21 protein-coding genes and 2 pseudogenes are annotated in these 26,393 nt (G+C 36.8%); 18 read left to right on the top strand and 5 right to left on the bottom strand.

The genetic code is table 11. The features are described from left to right. The first annotated feature begins 326 nt into the window (after positions 1-326). The 5 genes and pseudogenes from NP781_RS12395 (at position 327) to NP781_RS12375 (ending at position 5,464) form a co-directional block, all read left to right on the top strand. Positions 327-1,115, top strand: a complete 789-nt coding sequence (locus NP781_RS12395; protein ID WP_255600892.1) for a lipid II flippase Amj family protein — start codon at positions 327-329, stop codon at positions 1,113-1,115. Between the two features lie 149 nt (positions 1,116-1,264). Further along, positions 1,265-1,939, top strand: a complete 675-nt coding sequence (locus tag NP781_RS12390) for a response regulator transcription factor (RefSeq protein ID WP_257522423.1) — start codon at positions 1,265-1,267, stop codon at positions 1,937-1,939. Next, the gene (locus NP781_RS12385; RefSeq protein ID WP_257522422.1) at positions 1,936-3,297 is read left to right on the top strand and encodes a sensor histidine kinase; all 1,362 of its coding nucleotides are present in this window, start codon (positions 1,936-1,938) and stop codon (positions 3,295-3,297) included. Before NP781_RS12390 ends, NP781_RS12385 begins: the two co-directional genes overlap by 4 nt. Before the next feature lie 173 nt (positions 3,298-3,470). Then, a pseudogene (locus NP781_RS12380) lies at positions 3,471-4,409 on the top strand (alpha/beta fold hydrolase). A gap of 189 nt (positions 4,410-4,598) precedes the next feature. Beyond that, positions 4,599-5,464: pseudogene (locus tag NP781_RS12375) on the top strand (DMT family transporter). Positions 5,465-5,490: 26 nt separating this feature from the next. Here NP781_RS12375 and NP781_RS12370 read toward each other — a convergent pair. Beyond that, positions 5,491-6,177 carry an ArsR/SmtB family transcription factor gene (locus NP781_RS12370; protein ID WP_202341089.1) on the bottom strand — a complete coding sequence of 229 codons (687 nt, stop codon included), beginning with the start codon at positions 6,175-6,177 and terminating at the stop codon, positions 5,491-5,493. Positions 6,178-6,265: 88 nt separating this feature from the next. Between NP781_RS12370 and NP781_RS12365 the strand changes: the two genes are divergently transcribed. From NP781_RS12365 to NP781_RS12350, 4 genes are all read left to right on the top strand, one after another. Next, complete coding sequence (locus tag NP781_RS12365) at positions 6,266-6,574, top strand: antibiotic biosynthesis monooxygenase family protein (protein WP_257522421.1); 309 nt, start codon at positions 6,266-6,268, stop codon at positions 6,572-6,574. A gap of 25 nt (positions 6,575-6,599) precedes the next feature. Beyond that, complete coding sequence (locus NP781_RS12360; RefSeq protein WP_221680309.1) at positions 6,600-7,430, top strand: CbrC family protein; 831 nt, start codon at positions 6,600-6,602, stop codon at positions 7,428-7,430. 65 nt (positions 7,431-7,495) lie between these two features. After that, positions 7,496-8,368 (top strand): PA2928 family protein, encoded by an 873-nt coding sequence (locus NP781_RS12355; protein WP_257522420.1) that lies wholly within the window; start codon positions 7,496-7,498, stop codon positions 8,366-8,368. Positions 8,369-8,461: 93 nt separating this feature from the next. After that, positions 8,462-8,752, top strand: a complete 291-nt coding sequence (locus tag NP781_RS12350) for a hypothetical protein (RefSeq protein WP_221680311.1) — start codon at positions 8,462-8,464, stop codon at positions 8,750-8,752. 114 nt (positions 8,753-8,866) lie between these two features. Here NP781_RS12350 and rpoN read toward each other — a convergent pair whose 3' ends face one another. Next, positions 8,867-10,186 (bottom strand): RNA polymerase factor sigma-54, encoded by a 1,320-nt coding sequence (gene rpoN, locus NP781_RS12345; protein WP_257522534.1) that lies wholly within the window; start codon positions 10,184-10,186, stop codon positions 8,867-8,869. A 508-nt stretch (positions 10,187-10,694) separates the two neighbouring features. On the opposite strand from rpoN, the gene NP781_RS12340 reads away from it, so the two are divergent. From NP781_RS12340 to NP781_RS12300, 9 genes are all read left to right on the top strand, one after another. After that, positions 10,695-12,086, top strand: coding sequence for a sigma-54 interaction domain-containing protein (locus NP781_RS12340; protein WP_257522419.1), 1,392 nt, complete (start codon positions 10,695-10,697; stop codon positions 12,084-12,086). Positions 12,087-12,406: 320 nt separating this feature from the next. Beyond that, the gene (locus NP781_RS12335) at positions 12,407-13,177 is read left to right on the top strand and encodes an SDR family NAD(P)-dependent oxidoreductase (RefSeq protein ID WP_048392439.1); all 771 of its coding nucleotides are present in this window, start codon (positions 12,407-12,409) and stop codon (positions 13,175-13,177) included. 27 nt (positions 13,178-13,204) lie between these two features. Then, positions 13,205-14,593 carry an aminomethyl-transferring glycine dehydrogenase subunit GcvPA gene (gcvPA, locus tag NP781_RS12330; RefSeq protein ID WP_221680315.1) on the top strand — a complete coding sequence of 463 codons (1,389 nt, stop codon included), beginning with the start codon at positions 13,205-13,207 and terminating at the stop codon, positions 14,591-14,593. 22 nt (positions 14,594-14,615) lie between these two features. Next, complete coding sequence (gene gcvPB, locus NP781_RS12325; RefSeq protein ID WP_221680316.1) at positions 14,616-16,202, top strand: aminomethyl-transferring glycine dehydrogenase subunit GcvPB; 1,587 nt, start codon at positions 14,616-14,618, stop codon at positions 16,200-16,202. An 11-nt stretch (positions 16,203-16,213) separates the two neighbouring features. Beyond that, on the top strand, positions 16,214-16,960 hold the full coding sequence (locus tag NP781_RS12320) for an SDR family NAD(P)-dependent oxidoreductase (protein ID WP_221680317.1): 747 nt from the start codon (positions 16,214-16,216) through the stop codon (positions 16,958-16,960). A gap of 21 nt (positions 16,961-16,981) precedes the next feature. Continuing rightward, positions 16,982-17,809: an ABC transporter substrate-binding protein gene (locus NP781_RS12315; RefSeq protein ID WP_221680318.1), complete on the top strand. Its 828-nt coding sequence runs from the start codon at positions 16,982-16,984 to the stop codon at positions 17,807-17,809. A 201-nt stretch (positions 17,810-18,010) separates the two neighbouring features. Then, positions 18,011-18,706, top strand: a complete 696-nt coding sequence (locus tag NP781_RS12310; RefSeq protein ID WP_004230603.1) for an amino acid ABC transporter permease — start codon at positions 18,011-18,013, stop codon at positions 18,704-18,706. Further along, entirely contained in the window at positions 18,681-19,403 is a 723-nt protein-coding gene (locus NP781_RS12305) for an amino acid ABC transporter ATP-binding protein (RefSeq protein ID WP_257522418.1), read from the top strand. Before NP781_RS12310 ends, NP781_RS12305 begins: the two co-directional genes overlap by 26 nt. Before the next feature lie 30 nt (positions 19,404-19,433). Next, positions 19,434-21,086, top strand: coding sequence for a M20/M25/M40 family metallo-hydrolase (locus NP781_RS12300; protein WP_257522417.1), 1,653 nt, complete (start codon positions 19,434-19,436; stop codon positions 21,084-21,086). A gap of 423 nt (positions 21,087-21,509) precedes the next feature. Here the strand turns inward: NP781_RS12300 and NP781_RS12295 are convergent, their stop codons facing one another. From NP781_RS12295 to fdhF, 3 genes are read right to left on the bottom strand one after another with little or no spacing between them, the layout of a single operon-like run. Further along, positions 21,510-22,556 (bottom strand): Mrp/NBP35 family ATP-binding protein, encoded by a 1,047-nt coding sequence (locus NP781_RS12295; protein ID WP_257522416.1) that lies wholly within the window; start codon positions 22,554-22,556, stop codon positions 21,510-21,512. 12 nt (positions 22,557-22,568) lie between these two features. Then, positions 22,569-23,048, bottom strand: a complete 480-nt coding sequence (locus tag NP781_RS12290; RefSeq protein WP_257522415.1) for a helical membrane plugin domain-containing protein — start codon at positions 23,046-23,048, stop codon at positions 22,569-22,571. A gap of 4 nt (positions 23,049-23,052) precedes the next feature. After that, positions 23,053-25,989 (bottom strand): formate dehydrogenase subunit alpha, encoded by a 2,937-nt coding sequence (gene fdhF / locus NP781_RS12285; RefSeq protein WP_257522414.1) that lies wholly within the window; start codon positions 25,987-25,989, stop codon positions 23,053-23,055. Between the last annotated feature and the right edge of the window lie 404 nt (positions 25,990-26,393).

The raw sequence follows: 26,393 nt of genomic DNA, 5'->3' as shown, positions 1-26,393 counted from the left end.
ATAAAACAAAGGTGTTCACTACTCTTTATGGCGAGGGTAGTCACTCATCACTTCTCACTACTGCCAGTATGAAAGAGGAAAAGACACTTTTGTAGAATGGTTGATTGGAGAGGAGTCAGCGTCACAGAGGAGACCTCTGGAGCGAACGCCCTGGAAAGGACACTGGCGGAACGAAATCAAACCCTCGCCTTTTAAAATTGCATTTTCTACCGTTGACATCACATTTTTTCAATTGGAACTATTTTATTGAATAAGCGTTACAATATTAAATCGTTAGAAAGCGAAGAGTAGGTACATATGTGGATTTAATAACAGAAAAATTAATCATGATTGCTTTATTTATTTTAATCATTCATGCGATTGAAACGCTTGCCTATGCCGTACGTTTATCAGGAGCACGTGTCAAATTACTAGCATCGGCTTTATCTCTTTTTAATGTAATGGTCATGGTGTCGAGGTTAGCAAATATGATGCAACAACCATTTACAGGGAGCCTTGTTGATACAGCACCCACGGTTAATGCGATGACATTTGTAGAGCATCAATTTCGACTAATTATTGGAGCGGCTTCGCTTGGAACAATAGTAGGAATCTTACTTATCCCCACCTTTGTAGCCATTTTTTCAAGGGCTATCGTTCATTTGGCTGAGGAAAGAGGTTCAATCCCGTCTTTATTGAAAAAGGGCTTTACATTTGACTATGTAAGACGGGGGATTAAGCATATTCATACACCAAATTTTAGTTATTTAAAAGGCATTCGTCTACAGGATATACCGATTAAATTATTTGTCATCAATATTGTCATTACAGCTATCTATACGATTGGCGTTTTATCTGCATTGTATGCCACATTATTAGTACCAGAATTAAAGACTACTGCTGTTATGGCATCTGGATTAATTAATGGCATTGCAACGATACTATTAATCCTATTTATTGACCCGAAAATATCCATTCTAGCAGATGATGTGATCAATAAGAGAGGAAGCTATCTAGACCTAAAAAGAATGTCTGTTATGATGATGTTTTCCAGATTTTTAGGAACCATTGTGGCACAGTTATTATTGATTCCAGGGGCTCATTACGTTGCATGGTTTGCAAAGCTAATTGCTTGATTAGAACCACTTCCTTTATGTTTTTTTAGGAAGTGGTTTTTTACTTTTAGGACACAGCAATTAATCGTGAGGTGTGGTAGGGGAGAAGTAAAGAAATTATATAGTATAATGTGGGTGAATAATAGATTCGAAAAGAGGGGAACGAATGTATGGCAACGATACTTGTTGCGGATGACGATGCGAACATTCGTGAACTTGTTTGCCTTTTTCTGCGCAAAGACGGGTTCACTACAATGGAGGCAGGAGATGGTAAAGAAGCATTAGCCATCTACGGCTCAGCACCTATTGATCTTGTTGTACTGGATATTATGATGCCAACGATGGATGGCTGGACACTATGTAAGGAGCTCCGCAAAATGAATACGGATCTTCCTCTACTGATGCTGACTGCAAGAGGGGAGACATGGGAAAAAGTGAAGGGCTTTGAGCTTGGAACGGATGATTATTTAACAAAGCCATTTGATCCGTTAGAGCTAACTGTACGTGTAAAGGCACTTTTAAAGCGCTACAGAATTGGCCATTCGCAGACCATTCAACTTGGTCAAGTCACGTTGGACCGTCAGACCTATAAAGTTATGAGAGGAAAAAATGTTATTTCACTACCACTCAAGGAATTTGAATTATTATATAAGCTTGCAGAAACACCTGGACAAGTCTATACAAGAGAACAACTGATCGACCAAATTTGGGGGATTGATTATGTGGGAGATAATCGAACCATCGATGTACATATTAAGCGCCTGCGTGAGCGCTTCAACACCATCACTGATTTTCATATCGATACAATAAGGGGTCTGGGCTATAGGCTTGAGGTTGAGGAATGATTAAATCTTTATATACACGCGTCGTTTTAATCTTTCTAGTTGCTGTCATTGGGGGAACTGTTATCTCTTTTTTCATGGCAACATGGGTATTTAAAGATAAATTAAATGAAAGCTTACAAATTCCCTTACTAAATTTTGGACAAGACATGGTACAAATTTTTGACACATTGCCATATCATGAAGCAGATCGTTTTATACGTGATATGCATCAGCTTGAATCCTATCATATTCGCATTTATGAAGAAACAGGGCAGTTTACGTCTTACGGAAAGCTTCATGGCAATCAGTTAGCCCCTGTAACAATGGAACAAGTACAAGCTGTACTGGATGGAGAGGTCATTCAAGTAATTCCAAGTGGTATTTCATCAATATTTGTCGGCATACCTCTAACAACAGAAATGGGAACTAGAGCGATGTTTATCCAAACGATTTCTTTACCATCAACCTCTTTTTCCATTAAGTTGATTTTGAATTTTGCTACTTATGCCCTTGTTATTGGAAGCGTTGTGTTTTTAGTTGCAGCGATGTTTTTAGTCAAGCCAATCAAAAAACTAACACAAGCAACTAAACATATTGCTGGTGGTGATTTCAATGTCGAATTAAATATTAAGCAATCGGGGGAGTTAGGTACGTTGGCTAAAAGCTTTGAAGACATGGCGGAGGAGTTACAGCAGCTAGAGCAAATGAGGAGGGATTTTGTATCAAATGTGTCTCATGAGGTGCAATCTCCACTTACCTCCATTTCTGGTTACGCATTAGCACTGAAACAAGTCGATGTAACGGATGACGAGAAACGCCGTTATCTTGATATCATCATTTCAGAGGCCAATCGAATGTCTAAGATGAGTGATAGTCTTTTAAAGCTGAGCTTACTAGAATCAAAGACACAGCCAATGCTTCTCGATACGTTCAGTCTAGATGAACAAATTAGACGTGTCATAGTCTCCCTCCAGCCTCAATGGTCCTCTCGTAATATTGATTTTGAGCTTCAGTTGAAGGCTGTTCGCCTCATGGCTGATTACGATCAATTACATCAGGTATGGACAAATATTCTTACGAATAGTATTAAATTTTCAAGTGCTAATGATACGATTGAGATCAGCATGAAGCATAGTGCAAATCATGTGACAGTCCGAATAGCGGATAGAGGCATGGGGATTTCTTTAGAGAATCAGCAACGTATATTCGAACGGTTTTTCAAGGCTGATCGTTCCCATAGTCATAAGTATGAAGGCAGTGGGATGGGGCTTGCTATCGTAAAGCAAATCGTCTCGCTACATCGAGGAGAAATTGAAGTCGAGAGTGAGCTTGGATACGGGACGACAATGATTGTCAGATTACCTATCACCTTAAATTAAAGAGAGAATGTTTGTCGTAACATTTTTTTTGTTGTTCATCTTGTGTTCATCTTGTCGTCATGCGTAAGACATCTCTCTCCTTTATAGTAACACTAACAGCTCAAAAGTAGCTGGAATAATCGTAGTAAAGGAGGGAGGCACGAGTAAAGGTGAATCCCCCTCGTGCATTAAACATGAAAAAATTTATGCGTGTTTTACTGAAATCAATGGCAGTCCTAGGTGTATCAATTGTGGGGTTACTTCTCATTGTTTTTACAATAAACATTATTTGCAACAAAATAGAGCAAGGAAAAATAGAACCCTATGGTCAGCTCGTCTCCGTTAATGGGGAAAAGATGAATGTCACTATTCAAGGAAAGGGTACTGAAACCATCGTATTACTACCAGGCTTTGGGACTGCAGCACCGACGCTTGATTTTAAGCCATTGATAGATGAACTAGCTCCCTATTATAAGATCGTCTCAATAGAGCCATTTGGCTATGGCTTAAGTGAGGATACAGCTAAAGAACGAAGCACAGAGAATATTGTTAGTGAAATTCATGAAGCTTTACAGGAGTTAAAGATTGATCGGTATATGCTAATGGGCCATTCGATAGCAGGCATCTATGGACTCGATTATGTTAATAAATATCCGAATGAGGTAACTGGATTTGTCGGAATTGATAGCAGTGTCCCTACACAGGATGGTATGGACACGAAGTTTCCAATCAAGTAGTTACAACTTCTAAAAAAATCAGGGATTGCAAGAATTCTTATAAAATTTTCAGATGATCCCTATGCAGGTCTTCCGTATGATGATGACACAAAAGAGCAAATTAGGATGATTACACTCAAAAACTTTTATAATACAAGTACTTCAAATGAATTAGAATATATAAGCGAAAATTTTACAGCAGCAAAAAATCTTACATTCCCTAAAGATTTACCGCTTCTCTTATTTGTCCAAGCAAAAAGTGGTGGAGTTGAAAAGAACTGGATACCGCTTCATGAAGAACAAGTCAAACATTCAGTTTATGGCAAAGTAATCACATTGGATGGGGATCATTACTTACACCATACAAAATCGCAGGACATCGCAGACAACGTCAGATCGTTTATGCAAAATAAATAATCCATAGTATCTTACCTCTTTGCTTTTGGAGGTAAGATTTTTAAAGACTATTCCTTTCATTAATTTCTTCCTAAGGAAAGCTTATAAAATTTTTCAATCGAGTTGTAATCCATACTTCGATGAGTATTGAAATACTTCCTGATTATAATGGACGTAGAACAATTATTCTATCAGGTAAGGAGCTATTGGATGAAAAATTATCAATTTATTGCTTTATTAGTAGTAACGACCTTTTTAATGGGTTCATCATTTGCCATTGTTAAATTAGGCTTACCGTATGCCTCGCCTTTATTATTGGCTGCACTTCGTTTTATATTGGCTGGTATAATCATGGCGATCGTTGTTATCATCTTGAAGAGACCCCATCCTATTACAAGGAGGAGTGGTTCAAGTTATGCATGATCGGGCTCTTTCAAACGGCAGGTGTGATGGGGTGTATTTTTTTAAGTCTACGCACCATCACGGCAAGTGAGTCTTCTATTTTAACATTTACAAACCCATTACTGGTTGTGATTTTTGCCACCATTTTCATGAAAGTGCGCTACCGTTTCTATCAATGGATAGGGGTTTTATTTGGCTTAATCGGGGTGATGATTACGATGGGGGCACAAGTTGATTTGAAAGTAGGAATCCTTTTTGGCTTGCTATCAGCTATTTTTTGGGCTACTGCCACCCTGTTAGTGAAAAAATGGGGCGTGTTATTTGATACGTGGGTTTTATCTGCTTATCAGATGCTGTTTGGTGGCTTACTATTATTAATAGGAAGTTTATTGTTAGAACAGCCATTTTTTATTGTGAACCCACAATCGTTATTTATTCTATTGTGGCTTAGTATTTTTTCCTCCATCATTCAATTTGCAGGGTGGTATTATCTTCTGCAAAATAGTGATCCAGGGAAAACAAGTGCCTATTTATTTTTAGCTCCTTTTTTTGGCGTATTAACAGGCTGGGTGTTATTGGATGAACCGTTAAAACCATCACTAATGGTTGGCGGCTTACTCATCATCATGGGCATTTATTTAGTAAACCGTACTTTTAGTAGAGAAAAGGGCTAGGAGATAACTCCGTGCCCTTTCCTATTTTACAAATCTAAATGAAAGATCTCTTTAAAGCCTATTTTCCCTTTCTCCGTCACTTTAATGGCGCGAATAGAGGGAACGCGTAAAAGCCAACCAAGGTTGAAAAATTGATTTAATAGCTCACAGCCTAATGCACCAGCTAAATGATAACGCCGTTCACTCCAATCTAAACAGGCATGAGAAAAGGATCGTCGTTTTCTCTTTAAAGCAGTTAAATCGATTCCGAATGTCGTAAAAAATAATGTGCCCTCATCTGTCAGGACAAATTGTTTACCCTCCAATGTAAGATAGCCTGCCTTCAGCATTGATTCCGTTAATTGGACACCCAATTTACCAGCAAGGTGATCATAGCAAGTTCTAGCATCCTGTAATAACTTGATTTGGCTCGATTGCTTTAATGAACGTACTTCAGGTGGTGGAGAGATGGCTAGGAATGACTCTAAAAAATGAGCAATGTCCTCACCAGCCAATTGAAAATAACGATGACGGCCCTGTTTTTCAACTTTTATCAGCTTTCCTTCTACTAATTTAGCAAGATGAAAGCTAGCAGTTTGTGGTTTGATGGCAGCCATATAAGCTAGTTCACTAGCCGTATGAAAACGACCGTCCATCATACTAGCAAGTATGGTTGCCCTTGATGTTTCACCAAGAAGTGCCGCTATTTCTGCCATGTTTGGATTAATTCCCATTCTGTCACAATCCTTTCAGTGTCCTATATTTAGATTTTAGTCAAAGTCATTATGGTTTACAATAAAAGTAATGGAGGAGGAGAAATAAATGGAAACATATTATGCAGTGATTTTTACATCGCAAAGAACTGAGCAAGATGGGGATGGCTATGGCAAGATGGCTGACCTAATCGATGCCTTAGCACAGCAACAGCCTGGCTTCATTCGTGTTGAAAGTGTTAGAAATGAGGAAGGAAAGGGCATAACAGTGTCTTATTGGGAATCGCTAGAGGCTATCCAAGCATGGAAAGACAATGCTAAGCATTTAACAGCACAACAATTGGGTAAAGACAAATGGTACGCAAACTATAAAGTGGAAATCTGCCAACTGATAAAAGATTATTCATTTGCCAAATAGCAAGTGAGAAGGAGGCTTATTTTTTATGACGATTGTGGAAGAATGGCACGAACTAAGACAAAAATTTAATCCTTCCAATCCGATAACCATTAATCAAATGCATATTTTTAAAGATCAATTAAAGCAGGTTCAACAAACAGAAGAAACATTAAGGATATTAGTAGAGGTTTACTGTTTACTTAGGATGTATCCTGAGGCATATCAGTTATTTACTGTCATTATGAATAAAGACGATAAAAAGGATCTGAAAAAATATGGCGTTCTCCAGACCTACATAGATAAACCAATTACGGTGAATCCTCTGCTACCAAGAAAAATTAGAGACCATCAGCAACTTAAAACGAAAATTCCAACGTTTAAATATCTACCAAACCCTCTTGAGGCTGAAATTTTTGAAACAGATGAAATCGTTGTATGTGATTGTTGCGAGCAAGAAGTGGATGTTTATTATACTGGTGGTATTTATGCAATTGAGGACGTAGATTATCTTTGTCCTTCCTGCATCCATAGCGGGGAAGCAGCTCAAAAATATGATGGTTCTTTCCAGCAAGACTTAATGGATGATGAACAGGTTACGAATCCCAAGTTTGCGGAGGAAGTGCTCTTTCGGACGCCTGGCTATGTAAGCTGGCAGGGCAATAATTGGGTGGCACATTGCTCTGACTATTGTGCGTTTATCGGCTATGTTGGTTGGCGTGATTTAGTAGAGCTAGGAATTGAGGATCAATTTGATAATTATACCGGCTTTTCAAAAGAAGAACTTTCCGCATCCTTAATGAACAATGGGCATCATCAAGGATATTTATTTCAATGCTTGGAATGTGACCGTTATGTGCTTTATTCAGATTTTAGTTAATCGTTGTTTGAGGGGTAGAGAAGTGGAACAATTTCTACAACGATATATCTATTCATGGCGTTTAAATGGTTGGCTCACCCACGATATTTTTTTCTGCTGTTCAAATGGTGCAAGGCTCAGAAAATAATGGGACATCGAATGGTATTACACATGTAATCGCCCACCATCTCCTAGTAGCTGTGAATTTACAAACAGGTGAAAAGCAATGGACAAAATCAGCTTCCTATAAAGAAACACTGCTCGGGGAATTTATGGGTGGTGTTCTTGTCCATCATCGTGATGATGAATTTGGTCAATTATCACTGGTAGATATGGAAACAGGCAAAGAAATACTTTCTGAAAAAGATTTTCGAACGCACCATCCGTCATTAATAGCGATATTGAGCAATAACGCACATCAAATGGCTGTCCTAGAGAACAATTTATATTTGGAAGGGGTCGATGGCAAATTCTATCGCTTTGATGGTAAAACATTAAGTGAGGATGCGAAGGCTCAAGATTACCTATCTGCCCGTTTTTTCATCGAGACAGAGTTGCCAGGATATTTTGCCACACATCCACAGCCTGTAGAGAATTATCAGGGTATTCGAGATTTTAGTCAAGCTGTCCTAACTGAGCCAGCCATTCGAGCCTATGAAAATTTACAACCAAAAGTGGTGGATGTAGATATCATAGAAAAAACGGCTCTTGTTTCATATAGGCAAACACAGCGAGAAAGTGCTGAACACATGTTATTGCTCTATGATATGAACAAACATCAAATATTGTGGGAAAGCAATATTGGCATCATTAATTCCCAGCAGCAACAGCCCGCTGTACGGACTTTAGAGAATAGCTATGTTATTCAAGCTGGTGATAGATTACTGGTATTGGACAAACAAATGAAAAAGAGGTCTGTTCACTATCATCTACGTTGGAATCGTCCTATTGATGAGTGAAATCTACTGGAAAAATCGTTCTTTTTTTGATTCGCCAAAAAAGGAGTATAATTTAATAGGAAGAAACTCTGATTAAAAGGACGGCATGCGAATATGGATGAGCAATTAGTAGAGTGGATTATACGCTTTCAAAGGGACAAGGATATGGAAGCACTGGCCCATTTAAAAGATTATTGTTATGAGATGATCGAGCCTTTGATGGAAGAATTTACGATGAAGTATGGCGAAGAAGCAGGAGAGTTATTACGCCTAAAGTGGGATAAACGATTTTATTTTATATTTACAAAATATCAAGTGAATGTAGGGCTACCCCTAGAGACATTTGTAAAAAATACGTATCGTTTTTATTTCATGCAGGTGTTACAAAAGGCTGGTTATAAGTAATCGAAAAAACCCTTCATTTGGGAACTGACAGTCGGTTTTGAGACAGTCAATCCCATAATGAAGGGTATTTATTTTGTCTTTAACCTCTTAATAAGTAACTGATAATAAAGTTTTTTATAAATAAATGCGTTTAGATGAATTGGCTATGTTCAATTCTTTACGATATTTTGAAACTGTGCGTCGTGAAATTCGAATACCCTCAGTTTCTAATTTTTCAGTTAGTTGTTGATCTGATAAAGGAGTTTTTCTATTCTCATTTTCTACCAATTTTTTAATGCGACTTTTTATATAGGACACAGAATCAAGCTTTCCTGAATCGTTGATAATTCCTTTTGTAAATAAAGACTGGAGTGCAAAGATTCCATGTGCTGTACGGATAAATTTATTTTTAACCGCACGACTTATGGTGGATTCATGCATATTTAATGCTTGTGCAACATCTTTTAAACGCATAGGAGATAAGGCTTTTATTCCATGTTCAAAGAATGAAGCTTGTAAATCAAGCAGTAATCGTGTCAGGCTGTATAAAGTTTTATCACGTTGAGCTATTCCTTGTGTTAAAGCTATAATATCGTTCATGCATTGTTGGTAATAGGCATAATCTTCAACGGACTCTTTTAATAGATCTACGTAATCTTGATTAATTTCTATTTTAGGTAAAAACCGATTATTTAGTTCTATTATCCATTCCCCATTCAATTTGCTAATGATTATATCAGGTATAATATACACGCTAGTAGCATTATTATCCAATGAAGCTGGAATGGGTTTTAGGTTTCGTATATATTGTATTGTTCTTTGAGTTTCTTCTATTGAAATGTCGTAAGTTGTACTTAACATTTTAATTGATAAATTAGCTACTTGTTCTAAATGATGTTGAATGAATGGAGCTGCAAATGGTGGGGCCTCTATATCATTGTAAATTTGAATTAATAAATATTCTTTCATATTTCTAACGCCAACGCCAAGAGGTTCGAATGTTTGTAATAGATCTAACAGTGTATTTATATGGTCTAAAGAGATGTTAAATGATTTAGCAACTTTGGATAAATCTACATTTAAAAATAGATGTTCATCGAGGTTATGTATGAAATATTTTAAAATTTCTCTGTCATGTTGTGTAAGACTTAGATGTAAAGGTATTTGATCGAGTAGTTGGGTAATATATGAATGTTGCTGTGTTAGCCGAGTTTGAATGAAATCATACTGTTGCTTTTGCTTAGGTTGAATACCTTTTATAGACATTGTGGCAAGGTCTACAATATCCTTTGTGTGATTCATGTTTTTCTCAATAACAGTTAAGAGTGGATTTTCATTTGATTTCTCATAAATATGTTGTTCTAATTCGGAGCTGGAGTATTGTAGTAGTTCCAATTGATGAATGAGTTCAGTTGTCAACGTTTGAGTAATTTGTTGTGAGACGTTTAAATTCATTTTCAAGGGAATCACCTCATTTTCTCTATGTAATGTTATTATTATCTAATCTACAAATTTTGTCTATATTGGATCAGATATTTAGTGAAAAAACATAATGCTTAAAGGTAACTAGTTCTTACAATGAGTAGGAAAGCAGATAAAGATAAATAGCTGTTGTTGAATGAGATAAACTTCTAATTTAGAGGATGATATAGAATATAGACATAGTTATAAATGTTAGCTACCCAGTCATGGAATGCCCCATTTAAAGTTAGATATTCTGTTTAACTTTTATGGGGCAATTCAATTTTGCATGGCTTTTTTCATGCTCTATAATCCTTGAAGAAAATTATAAAGGTAAGATGTAACTTTTGGCGAATTAAAAAAGATAAGATAATTAAACTTCCGTAAAAGGTGTAATTCTCATAAAACCTAATCCATTAACTATTTTATGGACTATTACGAGCTATTTTCACTATAAACAAATTGGCTATATTACTTTTTCGATTTTTGTGGGGGGAATATCATGTTGAATGCCGAAAAATTAGTGCAATCTATGCTGGATGCCTTTGGTGAACTATTACAATTGGAAATGGCCTATTTCACTTCGAATGGTGAAGTTTTTATAGCAACGGAAGAATATAGAAAGCAAAAAGGGATACAGGTACACCTTCCGTTCTTTCAGAAGTATTATTCTAAATCTGTTCAATATTTACAAAAACCTGGTCAAATGAAAGTGTGTTCTGGTTGTAGGTTCCAAAATAACTGTCCATCTAAAGTGGAAATGCTAATGAATTTAGTAAAAGGAGATCGTCACTTCGGATATTTGACATTTGTCAGTTTTACAGATGAGGGGGAGAAAAAATTTTCATCTGAGCCGAAGGAATATCAGTATTGGTTAGCTCGGTTGGGAGATATGATTATGAATGCCCTGAACAACGAAGGATCCTATTTATTGCTTGAACATAAAAAAGGATTTGATACGAAATATGTATTAGGCAACGCACCTCACTTACAACTTATAAAGAGTAAGTTAAGTAGTATTGCAAATAGCCCATCTTCAATTGTCATAACAGGAGAGACGGGAACAGGGAAAAGTTTATTAGCGAAATATATTCATTCAAATAGCATTACACACAAAGGGAAATTTATAGAGTTGAATTGTGCAAGCATTCCAGAAAACTTGTTTGAAAGCGAGTTATTTGGCTATGATGAAGGGGCGTTTACAGGGGCTAGAAGAAAAGGGAAAATGGGCTATTTTGAAGTAGCAGATAAAGGTACTTTATTCCTCGATGAAATTACAGAATTACCATTACATTTACAAGCGAAGCTATTAACAGTTTTGCAAGATGGGCTTATTTATAGAGTCGGAGCAATTGAGCCTAGAAAAGTAAATGTCAGGATTATTGCTGCGACAAATAAACCTTTAGAAGATATGGTGAGAAAAGGTGAGTTCCGTTCGGATTTATATTATCGACTAAATGTGATCCCTTTAACATTACCTCCTTTAAAAGAAAGAACAGATGAAATAGAATATTTGATTGTAAAGTTACTTGAAAAGATTCAGCATAAAACAGGGAAATTTATTAAAGATTTTTCGAAGGAATTTTTGGAGGAATTGAAATTATACTCTTGGCCAGGGAACATAAGAGAGTTAGAAAATGTATTAGAGTACAGTATGGTAATGGAGAATTCCTTACAATTAACAAGGGAAAGCTTACCGAAATATATCATCGAGAATAATCAAGCACAAAATCTTTATAGCAATTCTAATATATTGAAAGATACAGAAATGGAGGTCATTTACCAAATGCTCTCTATATATGGAAATGACACTGCTGGAAAAGAACGTGTTGCTGAAGAATTAGGCATAAGTACAAGAACGCTTTATAGAAAACTAAAAAGTGTAAATTTATAGTTTAAGTTTGACACAAATACCTTGCTTTTAGAGATTTTTAAATTTCTCACCTCCTTAATGGGGAATTTAAAATGAACTTCCTAGGTATTTGTGTTTTTTTATGGCTGATTTTAATGACAAAAGTGACAACGGAATTGACAAATATGGCAAAAGGAAATTTAGTATATTGCTGAATCTTTTACGATACATATTTTGAAAACCCTTTAACATCAGAAATTTCTGATATTTTGTAGATTAAAATGGTAAATGGATTTGTGTTTCTACACTTGGCACGTATTTTGCTAGATATATAGTAAGCAAAGGAAAGGAGGAAGATTTATTTGGTAGATTATTTTGAATTGGAAGGTAAGGTGGCTGTGATTACGGGAGGTGCCTCAGGGATTGGCCTTGCAACAGCTAAATTATTAAGTGAGTTGGGAACTAAAACTGTGATTTTAGATATTGATCAACAAAAAGGTAAGGATACAGAAAAAAGCTTTCAAGAAGCTGGTTTAGATGTTGAGTTTTTAAAATGTGATGTAACGAATACACAAGATTGCAAAAGTGTGGCTGATTCTATACAGGAGAGATATGGAAAAGTAGATGTGCTTTTTAATAATGCAGGCATTATCCGTAGAAAAACGGTAGTGGATTTAGAGGAAGCGGATTGGGATGCGGTTATTAATGTTTCTCTAAAAGGGGTCTATCTACTTTCGAAATACTTAATCCCACTCATGAGAGGAAATGGTGGCAGTATCATTAATACTGGTTCTGGGTGGGGAATCAAAGGTGGAGACAAAGCTGCATCTTACTGTGCTGCAAAAGCAGGGGTTGTAAATTTAACAAAGGCTATGGCTATTGATCATGGTCCAGAAAATATTCGCGTAAATTGCATTTGTCCTGGAGATACAGATACGCCATTACTTCGTGGAGAAGCAAAACAATTAAATATAGATGAATCAAGTTTCTTACGTAGTTCAGCTGTTGATAGACCGTTAGCAAGATTAGGAACACCTGAAGATATTGCTAAAGGGGTACTATTCTTGGCAAGTAATTTATCTGCTTGGGTTACGGGAACGACATTAACAGTTGATGGTGGCGGCTTAGCCTAAAAATAATTATAGAGGGAGGCAAATTAAATGAGTAAAAAGGTCCATCCATATATCCCCAATATGGTATCTGAGGTAAAGCAAGAAATGTTAGATGAAATTGGTGTTCAATCCGTTGAGGAACTTTATTCGTGTATTCCAGAGGATTTACATTTTAAAGGTACCATGAATATTCCAAAAGCTTTAAATGAATTAGAGTTACGACGCCATATTGAGGGTCTTTTAAATAAAAATATAAGTACCAATGAATATATTAATTTTCTAGGAGCTGGTTGCTGGCAACACTTCATACCAGCCGTATGTGATGAAGTGAATCAACGTGCAGAGTTTTTAACAGCTTATGCAGGAGAGCCTTATGAGGATCATGGACGCTTTCAAGCATTATTTGAATATCAAAGCTTAATGGCGGAGCTTGTGGATATGGAAGTAGTGAATGTTCCTACATTCGATTGGGCCCAAGCTGCATCTACATCGATTCGTATGGCGAGTCGGATTACAAAGCGTACGAAAATATTACTTGCTAATACACTTTCTCCCGAACGCAGAAAAGTTATTACAAACTATGGTACACCACAGTTATCATTTGAAGGAATAAAATTCAATCTTAATACAGGATTAATGGACTTAGCCGATTTAGAAGAAAAGTTGTCAAATGAAGTTGCAGCTATTTACTTTGAAAATCCATCCTATTTAGGTTTTATCGAGTCGCAAGGTCAGGAAATTTCACAACTTGCTAAAAAATATGACGTACTTATGATAGTAGGAGTTGATCCAAGTTCCCTAGGGGTATTGGCACCACCAAGTCAATATGGAGCCGATATCGTATGTGGAGATCTTCAACCATTAGGTATGCACATGAATTATAGTGGAGGGCAAGCTGGATTTATTGCAACATATAATGATCCAAAATTTGTTAATGAATATCCATCACGATTGTTCGGTATTATTCCGACTGTAAAGAAAGGTGAATATGGTTTTGGTGACATTGCCTATGATCGTACGTCCTTTGCAGATAGAGAAAACGGTAAGGAGTCTGTAGGCACACAAACAGCTCTTTGGGGAATTACAGCAGGTGTGTATTTATCATTAATGGGGCCAAATGGCATGTACGAGTTAGGTCAAGCCATTATGCAAAACAGTCAGTATGCAGTAATGCAATTGAATTCTATTAACAATATTCGGGGTTCAAGAATTACCTCTCCATTTTTCAAAGAGTTCATTATAGATTTTAACGATACAGGATTAACAGTAGAAGAAATCAATTCACGGTTACTTGAGCAAAAAATCTTCGGTGGTAAAGACTTATCGTTGGAATTTCCTGAATACGGTCAAACAGCACTTTATTGTGTAACTGAAGTTCACACTAAAGAGGATATTGATAAGTTAGTCAATGCTTTATCTACAATTGTTGGATATTAAATAGGGAGAAAGGAGTTTTAACGTGGATAAGATTCTAAGAGAGAATGTAAATAAAGATTTTCATCAAGCTAAATGGAATGAACCTATCATTTTTGAGTTACATCAATCAGGAGAAGTCGGAGTAGAAGTACCGCAACCTTCAAATGAGATTGTAGAAGCAGTCGGGGATGGTATTTCATCCTTACCTCAGAAAATGAAAAGAACAAATAAACCGAATTTACCAGAAATAGGTCAAGCACGTGTGTTACGACATTATGTAAGGCTATCGCAAGAAACATTAGGCTCTGATTTTAATGTTGAAATTGGACAAGGCACTTGTACGATGAAGTATATTCCAAAAATTAATGAATTGCTTATTCGTAATCCTAAAATAATGGAATTACATCCTTTACAAGAGGGAAGTACTGTCCAAGGAATGCTAGAAATCATTCACAATTTGGACTTAGCGATGCGTGAGATTTCGGGGATGGATTGTTTCTCTTTCCAACCAAGTGGGGGTACACAAGCACTGTTTGCTATGGCATCGATTGTGCGCAAATATTTTGAAGTAAAAGGTGAGGCAGATCAACGTAATGAAATTATTACAACCATCTTCTCACACCCTTCTCAAGCAGCAACCGCAGTAGTCAAAGGTTATAAAATAATAACTATTCATCCAGATAAAAATGGTTTTCCGGATATTAATAAATTGAAAGAAGTTGTATCCGAAAGAACAGCTGGTTTTGTTGTAGCTAACCCTGAAGATACAGGGATTTATAATTCTAAAATTAAAGAATTTACGAAAATAGTGCATGATGTTGGTGGAATTTGTTATTACGATCAGGCAAATGCCAATGGACTGTTAGGAATCACACGTGCAAGAGAAGCAGGTTTTGACATGTGTTTTTTCAATCTACACAAAACATTTGCAGCACCTCACATGTGTGGAGGACCAGCAACAGGGGCTCTTGGGGTCACAGAAGAATTAAAGCCTTATTTGCCAGGCCCAATTGTTGAAAAAGAGGGAGACCAATATGTGTTAAATGATCAATTAGAGCATTCGATTGGAAAAGTACGATCATTCCATGGGGTAGCTCAAACGATTTTGCGTTCTTATGCTTGGATTAGGGCATTAGGCACAGATGGACTTAAAGCTGTGGCAGAAACAGCCGTATTAAATAACAATTATCTGTATAGTAAAGTATCAAAAATTCGAGGTGTAAGTGTGCCATATATACAAGGGCAACGATTAGAGCAAGTTCGTTATAGCTGGGAGCAGTTGGAGAAAGAAACAGGTGTTACAACAGAGGATGTACAGCGCCGAATGACTGACTTTGGTTTACATTACTGGACTAGTCATCATCCGTATATTGTTCCGCAACCATTTACACTTGAACCAACAGAATCTTATTCTAAGGCAGATTTAGATGAATACATTCAAGCGCTTGAGCAGATTTCTAAAGAAGCGTACGAAACGCCAGAAATTGTTAAAGCAGCACCGCAAAATAGCACAATTCATCAGTTAATTGAAGCAGACTATTTAGATGAGCCTTCTAAATGGTGTATTTCATGGAGGGTATATCTACAAAAGGTGAAAAATAAAAAGGATGTATTAATTAATAACCATTAGGGGGTGTTTGAATGAGAACCAATCATAGAAGTTTAAAAAATAAGAGAGTAGTTATTACAGGAGGTGCTAGTGGTATAGGATTAGCCACCGCACAACGTTTTATAGAAGAAGAATCTATAGTGGCTATTTTAGATATTAATAATGAGGGTATTGAACAGTCGATAAAAGAAAATCCCGGAATTGCTAAAGGCTATGTAGTAGATGTTAGTAATCCTGAAAATGTAAACGCTGTTTTTGAGAATATAAAGAGGGATTTAGGTGGTGTAGATGTTTTTATTGCGAATGCAGGTATTAGCATTCGCAATAAGTTTCTTGATATTAGTCCTGAACAATGGAGTAAAGTATTAAACATTAATCTTAACGGTGTATTTTATACTTCACAAGCAGCCGCAAAAATGATGGTGGAGCAGGGCAAGGGTGTCATACTTATGACAGCGTCTACAAATGGAGTGACAGGACATCCATTCTATGCTGACTACAATGCTTCAAAAGCAGGGGTTAATCTTTTAGCACGAACAATGGCATTGGAGCTTGCTCCAAATATCCGAGTTAATACGATATGTCCTGGATACGTACTAACCCCTATGCAAATGGCTGAGTATACACCAGATATGTTGGAAGTTGTAAATGAAGGTATCCCTCTGAAACGACATGCAGATCCTAAGGAAGTCGGAGCATTATATGCTTTCCTTGCTTCGGATGAGTCATCTTATATTACCGGACAAACAATTGCTATTGATGGTGGAGAGCTAGCTTAATTAAATGGAAGGGGTTATTTGATGAAGAAAAATTTATTCTATTTATTATTGGTGTTGGTTATTTCGCTGATGGCGGCATGTTCGGAAAATAAAACAAATACACAAGTTCCAGCTACTGCGGATGCAAAAAATGAGGATCAGGATAAAAGTGTAACAACAGAAATGAAATTGGTTAAGGATGGCAAGTTAACATTTGCAATGAGTGGTTTACTCAAACCATTAAATTATAAGGAAAACCAAGAATTAGTAGGCTTTGATGTTGAGATAGGGAAAGAAATTTCAAAAAGGATTGGGCTAGAAGCAAATCCTGTAACAAATCCATGGGAAACAATTATTCAAGGGTTACGAGGAAATAAATATGATGCCATTATTGGCAGTATGACAGCTACCGAGGAAAGGTCTAAACAGGTCGACTTTTCAATCCCTTATTATGTTTCAGGTGCTACAGTATTTATCTCGAGTGAAAATAATGAGATTAAAACGGTAGAAGATTTAAAGGGAAAAACGATTGGCGTTATGCAAGCTAGTACGTATGTTGAAGATGCGAAGAAATATACAGATAAAATCAAAGAATTCCCTAGTGAAATCTATGCATTACAAGATCTTCCACCAGGTCGGCTAGATGCAGTAATTACTGATAGAATTGTAGGTATTTCAGCCATGCAAGAATCCGGATTAAAGATTCAAGCCCTAGGAGAGGTCATTAAAAGAGAAGAAATTGCAGTGGCGATTAATAAAGATAATGAAGTTTTATTAGAAGCGATTAATAAGGCGATTGAAGAGATGGTTAAGGATGGAACGTATAAAGAAATAAGTATGAAATGGTTTGGGAAAGACTTGTTAGAATAACTGTTAAAAATAGCGTGCCTAGTATGCTAAAGACGTACTAGGCATAGATATTAATTGTTCTAAAACATAAAGTTATTAAAATTGTAGGTTAAATAGATTGAAAATTCTATCTATTTAACCCCTACCAAAATCTAATTTTAGCTATCTATAGGAGTGTTTGTCTTTTACGTCCACATACTTAAAAGAGGTTAGGTGATTAATATGGATTTTCTAACAAATGTAACATCTATATTCCAAAAGCATGGCATTGAGTTTTTAAAAGCGACAGTTTTAACTATTGAATTAACAATTGTTTCTTTATTTATTGCTTGTGTGATTGGGTTAGTGTTTGCCTTCTTCAAAGTATCCAATATAAAAATATTGGAAAGTATTGCTAACGCTTACATTTTTGTTGTTCGTGGTATGCCATTAATCGTACAACTTATGTTCTTATACTATGGTATTTCTAGTATTTTTACTTTATCAGACTTTGCAGCAGGATCCATTGCGCTGGGAATTCATTCAGGAGCATATATTGCAGAAATTTTCCGTGGATCCATTCAATCTATTGATAAAGGCCAAATGGAGGCTGGTCGATCATTAGGAATGACATATTTTAAAACAATGAGAAGAATTATTTTACCTCAGAGTTTTAAAAGAGCTATTCCAGCATTAGCTAATCAATTTATCATAGGGTTAAAAGATTCGTCTTTAGTAGCTTATATCGCAGTGTCAGAATTATTTAACCATGCACTTTCAACCCAAGCATACAACTATATGCCTCTTGAAACATACTTTGTTGTGGGGATATACTATTTAATTTTAGTCTTATTATTCACGTTGTTATTTAATAAACTTGAAAGTCGACTGGATGTTGGGAGGAGGAAAAAACGTGATAAAGTTGAAATCGCTTTCTAAATCATTTGGTGACTTGGAGGTTTTAAAAGGGATCAATCTTGAAATTAATAAATCAGAAGTGGTTGTTCTAATAGGGGCTAGTGGATCAGGGAAGAGCACTTTATTACGATGTATGAATTTTTTGGAGATATTAGATTCAGGTACGATAAGCATTAATGATGAGATTATTGATGTAAAAAGAACTAATTTAAATCATGTAAGAGAAAATATGGGGATGGTATTTCAACATTTCAATTTATTTCCCCATTTAAGTGTTTTACAAAATGTAATAGAAGCACCAATTCAGGTGAAAAGGCAAAGTAAAGAGGAAGCGATTAAATTTGCTATGAATTTGTTAACACGAGTAGGTCTTGCTGATAAAGCTAATTACTATCCTGAACAACTATCTGGTGGTCAAAAACAACGAGTTGCTATTGCAAGAGCACTGGCAATGAATCCAAGTGTTATGTTATTTGATGAACCAACATCAGCATTGGATCCTGAGTTGGTAGGAGAAGTCTTAGAGACTATGAAAAGCCTTGCTAAAGACGGAATGACGATGGTCGTCGTAACCCATGAAATGGGCTTTGCTAAGGAAGTTGCGGATAGGGTAATTATGTTAGCAGATGGCAAAATTATTGAAGAGGGTTCGCCAGTCGAAATTTTTAAAGCACCAAAACAAGAAAGAACGATTAAGTTTTTGCAACAAGTTTTATAATTATTATCTTTAATTAGGGGATGATGATAGATGTTAAAAACGTATGAAGAAGTATTAAAGGTTACGAACGAACTTGTAAATATTGAAAGCATTGTTAATACCGAAGGGGAAATTAACATATCAAAGTCACTGGCTAAAACAATTTCTAATTTACCTTATTTCCTGAAAAATCCTAATTATGTGTTTACTTCACGAACAATTAATGATGAGGTTGAAAGGTACAATGTGTTTGCATTTGTAAAAGGGACTAAAGGAGATAGTAATAAAACGGTTGTGCTAATGGGACATACAGATACGGTGGGTATCGATGATTATAATAGTTTGAAAGAGAAAGCTTGTTTTCCTAATGAACTGCATGAAGCGTTAAAGGGTGAAGAAGTTCCGCCGTTGGTTCGAGAGCATTTAGAATCAAATGAATGGTTATTTGGAAGAGGAACACTTGATATGAAGAGCGGTGTTGCAAGCCATTATTATCTATTAAAATATTATTCAGATCACCCAGAGGAACTGAATGGAAATATCGTATTTTTTGCTGAATGCGATGAAGAGGATAGTTCTCATGGCGTATTGTCTGGTTTAAATGATTTAAAAATGTTAAAAGTAGAGCATGGGTTTGATTACGCGGCATTAATTAACTCCGATTTTGTTGCTCCTAAGTATGAGGGGGATGAAAGTAGATATATATATAAAGGAAGCGTTGGTAAGCTACTCCCTTCTTTTTATATAACTGGGGTGGAAAGCCATGTAGGCTCTAGTTTTGAAGGAATCGACCCTAACTATATTGCTGCGGAGTTAACTAGACAAATTGCATATAACCCAGAGCTATGTGATAAATCGTTAGGAGAAACACCAATGCCACCTGTAAGTTTGAAGCAAACTGATTTTAAAGAGACTTATACAGTTCAGACAGCTCTTGCTTCATATGTATATTATAATTTCTTTGTGCAATCATGGTCACCTAAAGATGTGTTAGAAAAGTTAAAAGTCCATGCTGAAATTGCATTTAATAATGTAATAACTAATTTAAATCATCATTATAAGAGATATTGCGAAATTAGTGGGCAGGAATATACAAAATTGCCATGGAAGACGAGGGTATTGTTCTATGAAGAATTAGAACAATCAATTATTGTTGAATATGGGGACAATTATAAAGAGCATATAAAAAATTTTAAACACGAATTATTAAAAAATAAAGAGTTAGATGTACGCATGTTTTCTGCAAGAGTGGTAGAAGAAGTTTGGAAGTGGACCAAGGATAAGAGTCCTGCAATCATTATTTTTTATTCTTCATTGTACTCACCATGTGTAGAAGTAACTGGTAAAAATGAAAAAGAAAAAAATTTACTAACCGCCTTAGATTATGCAGTTGAAAAAGTTCAACCACATTATGATAAGCCTATTGTACAAAAAAATTATTTCCCTCATATTTGTGATATGAGTTGCGTGGCTATAAATGTCGATGAAGATAGTGTGAATTCAGTTGTTAACAATAACCCTAGCTGGAGAACTAAACATTATGTAAATTATGATGACATTAGAGAACTAAATATCCCTGCAATCAATATTGGACCATATGGATATGATGCACATAATAGATATGAAAGAACAGAATTGAAATATACTATGGAAATAATGCCTAATTTAACAAAGCTAGTAATAGATAAATTACTTGAAAATTAAAGCGTATCATGGTATTCGTTTTAGTGAATGATAGAACGTTGCGGATCTAAGCGAGAGTTAGGTCAAAAACATCTCGATTGGGGGATGATTGACTGTGCCTTTAGGGGACATGCTCATGGTCATTCCTTTTTTACTTCTTGTTGATAATACAAATTATAGAGTCTTAATTTATATGCAAGGTAACTTTTTCTGACAGATGATGTGACTGAAGAAGTGTGCCTAAGATAAAAAAATGTAGACGCAATGTTTGGCGGGAACTTTTGCTTATCTTATTTTTTTCTTCTATATAATAACATACTCTTGGTCACATAAAAAACACCTTCACGTTGATTGTTCGGGATACTTATCCCCTTATTTCAACGAAAGGTGTTTTAATTTGTATCAGTTTTTAGATTAGTGCATGGTAAAAAAACAAATCAAGGGTTATTTATAGAGTAGATCTTCTGCTAAATGAGTAAACACCTCACCGATTATCGACTCTTCATCATAGACCGAGGAACCTGTATTTTCCTCAGGTTGAGCAAAAGGAATTTGAGCGATTACATCTGTCTGTAATAAATCTGCTAATTGTTCGGCTCCGCCTTGTCCAAATAGATAGTTTTTTTGACCGTCAGCACCTTCAAAATAGGCCATGTTTTCAACAACACCAAGAATCCTGTGTTTCGTATGTTGCGCCATCAAGCCTGCACGAGAAGCAACATGTGAAGCGGCAAGATGCGGTGTTGTCACGATGATTTCTTGAGCTTGTGGAATCATCGCAGCCATATCAATCGCAACATCACCTGTACCAGGTGGTAAATCGATGAGGAGATAATCTAAATCTCCCCATAGCGTGTTGACAAGGAAATTGCGAATCCACTTATTGAGCATAGGACCACGCCACATAACAGGCTGGTTGTCATTTGTAAAAAAGCCCATCGACATTATTTGTACGCCGTGACGTTCTACTGGAATCGCCGTTTGATCAAGCATGGTAGGCTTTTGATCAATCTTCATCATGGCAGGGATACTGAAACCATAAATATCAGCATCTAAAATACCTACACGTTTGCCAAGACGAGCAAGTGCAACCGCTAAATTGATTGTTACAGTAGACTTTCCAACACCGCCTTTACCACTTGTAATGGCAATGAATTGAACACCAGAATTAGGCAGTAGCATGTTTGGCATTCCTTGTTCAGTCACATTTTTTGCCTGTAGAGAGGCGGTTAAAGTGCGTCGCTCCTGATCTGTCATAGAGCCAAAGCTAATGGTAACAGTGGAGGCACCAAGCGCTTGTAAGGCCTCCTCCACATCTTGCTGTATTTTCGCCTTTAACGGACATCCTGGTATGGTCAAAATAATATCCAGCGCTATATGGTTGTCATGTATTTGAATGTTTCGCACCATATTCAAATCTACAATACTCTGATGTAGCTCAGGATCATTTACCTGTTTCAATGCGTTTACAACATTTTCTTTTGTTAACATTTAGGAACCACCTTATTCTTTTAAGCCTTTGCCGAGTCCCTTTAAGAAATGAACCCCAAAATTGAGCGCACGATTGACATCTGGATCGTTTATCATTTTCATGAGCTTAAAGGCACTGACCTTTTCATTCGATTCAAGTGCTTTACTTGCTTCATCTACGCCTGTATTTAAGCCTTCAATCAGCTTAGTCGTTGTTTCAGGATTGAGCTCCGTCAATGCTCCCGCAACACCCATTAAATTGTTAATGATATTGGTTACAGGCTTACGTGTTAATTGTCCAAGTGCAATATGGGCCACTTCCTCTTTGGCTTCAAGTAGCTTCATTGCTGCTTCTAATGCACCGATATCATTTAATTCAGCCATAATACTAAACACTTGATTGACGGTTTCTTCATTTTCAGAAAGCAGTTCTTTTAGATTGTCTAATTTTTGTTCCTTTAGTTGTTCTTCCGTTAATTGTTGTTTTTTAATACCTGTAATGGGTACAGCCATGCTCTCACTCTCTTTCGTTTATGGTTGTTAAGTGAACGTAGCCAGGACGATTCCATTTTCGTTGTACCTCAACACCATTTTGAGGATGACGCTTTTTATAGCGTGGGTTTGTGCGAGGAAGTGGTGATTTACCTTTTGCTTTTAGCACTTCTACTCGTACTTTTGTTTGTTTATAAGCTGGTGTTGACGTATTCACATCTGCTGCAGGGCCAGTTAGGAAGTTGATGGCTGAATCTTTGCTAACAGAGTTCATTGGTAAGAATAATTCGTTTCCTTGTACGCGATCTGTAACAAGAGCATTTAGCTTCAAGGCACCATATGGAGACACTAAACGAAGTAGGGCTCCATCTGCAATGCCTCGTTCTTTCGCCAATTCTGGTGATACTTCAACGAAAATTTCAGGTACTTTCGATTGAATACCTTTCGATTTATTTGTTAGATTTCCTTCATGGAAGTGTTCAAGCATACGGCCATTATTAATATGACAATCGTATTGTGCTTCAAACTCAACAGGTTGCACCCAATCATTTAAAGCAAAACGAGCTTTTTTGTCAGGGAAGTTAAAGCCATCCTCATATAATAAGGGCGTATCCTTACCATCATGGCTACCCCAACAGAAGCTTCCCCAGCCCTCTAGAACCTCATAATTGGCTTGTGAGAAGAGGGGAGACAGGCTCGCCATTTCATCAAAAATGTCACTTGGGTGATCATAATGCCAATCTGCTCCTAAACGACGAGCAACCGCTTGCAAGATTTCCCAATCTGCTTTCGACTCACCAAGTGTTGGTAATACTTGATACAGGCGTTGAACGCGGCGTTCTGTATTCGTGAATGTACCTTCTTTTTCAAGCGAAGGCGCAGCAGGTAAAATCACATCTGCATATTGTGCTGTGCGTGATAGGAAACAATCTTGGACAACGAAAAAGTCAAGCTGTGAAAGCACCTCATCTACATGGTTAGCATTACAGTCAACGAGTGCCATATCTTCACCCACTAAATACATTGCTTTCATTTTCCCTTCCATAATCGCATCTAACATTTGCATATTATTTCGACCTGGCTGTGGTTGAATAGGGACACCATAGGCTTTTTCGAATTTTGCACGTGCCTCGTCATCAGTGACTCTTTGATAACCTGGCAGTAGATTTGGAAGTGTCCCCATATCGCAGGCACCTTGCACATTGTTATGGCCGCGAAGTGGGTAGGCACCAGCACCTGGACGACGATAGTTCCCAGTTGCTAAAAGTAAATTTGAAATCGCCGCGGATGTATAGGAGCCACCAGTATTTTGTGTTACACCCATGCCCCAAAGAACACATGTCCCATCTGCATCACGAATCATTTCAGCCACTTCGATCAATGTTTCTTTACTAATACCAGTCATTTCTTGCGCATAATCAAGTGTATAGGTTGCAAGTATTTGTTTAAAATCTTCATAATGAAGGACGTTTTCTTGAATAAAGGCTTCATCATGCCAACCTTGATCAATGATATATTTGGTAACAGCCATTAACCAAACTTGGTCAGTACCTTGCTTTGGACGCATAAAGATGTCGGAACGCTCTGCCATTTCATGCTTACGAATATCAGCAACAATTAATTTCTGACCATGTAATTTATGTGCACGTTTCACACGTGTTGCTAAAACAGGATGTCCCTCAGCTGGATTAGCCCCAACAATAATGACAAGTCCAGCCTTAGCAATATCTTTGATCGTACCAGCATCTCCTCCCATGCCAACTGTACGTAATAAACCATCAGTTGCAGGAGATTGGCAATAACGAGAACAATTATCGACATCGTTTGTTCCAAATAATTGGCGGGCCATTTTTTGAATTAAGTAATTCTCTTCATTTGTAATTTTAGATGAGGAGATAAAGCCAACAGAACCTGGACCATATTGTTGTTGAGTGCCACCTAGTTTTGTTGCAATTAAATCCAGGGCTTCATCCCACGATGATTCCACAAACTCATTATTTTTACGAATGAGTGGTTTTGTAATACGTTCCTCAGAATTGATAAAATCCCAGCCGAATTTCCCTTTGACACATGTAGAAATCGCATTTACTGGACCATCGGAAGGCTGTACTTTTAAAATTTTACGACCCTTTGTCCAAACTTCGAACGAGCAGCCTACACCACAGAAAGTACAAACTGTTTTTGTTTTTTTGGTGCGCTTACTACGCATAGCAGCTTCCACTTCAGAAACGGCAAAAATACCGCTATAACCTGGTTCAACTTCCTTAATCAAACTGATCATCGGATCTAACATATCCTGTTTGAGGCCAGTCATAAATCCTGCCTCTCCAAGCATGGATTTTTCCATTAAGGCATTACATGGACATACGGTTACGCATTGACCACAACTTACACAGGAAGAATCATTGATAGCTACGCCTGTATCCCAAATGACACGTGGTCTCTCTGCTTCCCAATCAAGGGATAATGTTTCATTTACTTGTAGATTTTGACAAACCTCTACGCACTGACCACAAGCGATACATTGGTTAGGATCATATCGATAAAACGGATGTGACATATCCACTTCATGAGGTTCAACTTTTGGTTGGTAGGGATATTTTTGATGCTCGATTTCCATCATTTCAGCTGTGTTGTGTAATGCACAATTACCATTGTTGTTATCACAAACTGTGCAATACAGTAAATGATTTTCAAGTAGACGGTCCATCGCTTCTGTTTGTGCCGCTTTTGCTTTGTCAGAAGTTAGGAATACATTCATGCCGTCTACTGCCTTTGTAGAGCAGGAACGAACTAATTGACCATTCACTTCCACGATACATGTATCACATGTTTCTATTGGGTCAACAGCGGGCACATGACAAATCTGTGGATGTGGAATGTCATGTTGATTAATGGTATCAAGGATTGTAGCTCCTGCTTTTACTTCATACGGTACGCCATTAATATTAATTTGAGTCAAGGTAACTTCCTCCTTTTGCACTTTGAGACGAATCGGATAACATGTTACAGCTTAAGACAAAAGGGAATAACAAATCGAGTTGGTGATTGTTGAAAAAGATTGTCTTGTTATCATTGTAATTCCCAATGGTTCTTGAAGCTACCTCAAAATAGGTAAATTGCTAGATCATAACATGTTATCCATGTCTCGGTTTGAAAAAATAAAAAAATCCACCATGAAATCACATGTCCTAGACATGCTAATAATTCATGGTGGATAAAATTCTTAGCAGGTCTTGCTAAAAACTCAATCTACTTTTATTTTTTAATAACAATAGAATTCAACTATTAAAAACACTATGCAACATCGTAACATAGGGATCAAAATAAATTAATTCCATTTGTGATATGCATATTATAGCCCTT

Source organism: Lysinibacillus sp. FN11 (assembly GCF_024628845.1).
Classification (GTDB): domain Bacteria; phylum Bacillota; class Bacilli; order Bacillales_A; family Planococcaceae; genus Lysinibacillus; species Lysinibacillus capsici.
Note: the sequence above shows the minus strand (reverse complement) of the source record. Positions and strands in the feature narration are given on the sequence as shown.

Coding starts and splice junctions, on each gene's coding strand:
- NP781_RS12395 (WP_255600892.1), top strand. CDS start 327: ATGATTGCTTTATTTATTTTAATCATTCATGCGATTGAAACGCTTGCC.
- NP781_RS12390 (WP_257522423.1), top strand. CDS start 1,265: ATGGCAACGATACTTGTTGCGGATGACGATGCGAACATTCGTGAACTT.
- NP781_RS12385 (WP_257522422.1), top strand. CDS start 1,936: ATGATTAAATCTTTATATACACGCGTCGTTTTAATCTTTCTAGTTGCT.
- NP781_RS12370 (WP_202341089.1), bottom strand. CDS start 6,177: ATGGGAATTAATCCAAACATGGCAGAAATAGCGGCACTTCTTGGTGAA.
- NP781_RS12365 (WP_257522421.1), top strand. CDS start 6,266: ATGGAAACATATTATGCAGTGATTTTTACATCGCAAAGAACTGAGCAA.
- NP781_RS12360 (WP_221680309.1), top strand. CDS start 6,600: ATGACGATTGTGGAAGAATGGCACGAACTAAGACAAAAATTTAATCCT.
- NP781_RS12355 (WP_257522420.1), top strand. CDS start 7,496: ATGGTTGGCTCACCCACGATATTTTTTTCTGCTGTTCAAATGGTGCAA.
- NP781_RS12350 (WP_221680311.1), top strand. CDS start 8,462: ATGGATGAGCAATTAGTAGAGTGGATTATACGCTTTCAAAGGGACAAG.
- rpoN (WP_257522534.1), bottom strand. CDS start 10,186: ATGAATTTAAACGTCTCACAACAAATTACTCAAACGTTGACAACTGAA.
- NP781_RS12340 (WP_257522419.1), top strand. CDS start 10,695: ATGTTGAATGCCGAAAAATTAGTGCAATCTATGCTGGATGCCTTTGGT.
- gcvPA (WP_221680315.1), top strand. CDS start 13,205: ATGAGTAAAAAGGTCCATCCATATATCCCCAATATGGTATCTGAGGTA.
- NP781_RS12320 (WP_221680317.1), top strand. CDS start 16,214: ATGAGAACCAATCATAGAAGTTTAAAAAATAAGAGAGTAGTTATTACA.
- NP781_RS12315 (WP_221680318.1), top strand. CDS start 16,982: ATGAAGAAAAATTTATTCTATTTATTATTGGTGTTGGTTATTTCGCTG.
- NP781_RS12310 (WP_004230603.1), top strand. CDS start 18,011: ATGGATTTTCTAACAAATGTAACATCTATATTCCAAAAGCATGGCATT.
- NP781_RS12300 (WP_257522417.1), top strand. CDS start 19,434: ATGTTAAAAACGTATGAAGAAGTATTAAAGGTTACGAACGAACTTGTA.
- NP781_RS12295 (WP_257522416.1), bottom strand. CDS start 22,556: ATGTTAACAAAAGAAAATGTTGTAAACGCATTGAAACAGGTAAATGAT.
- NP781_RS12290 (WP_257522415.1), bottom strand. CDS start 23,048: ATGGCTGTACCCATTACAGGTATTAAAAAACAACAATTAACGGAAGAA.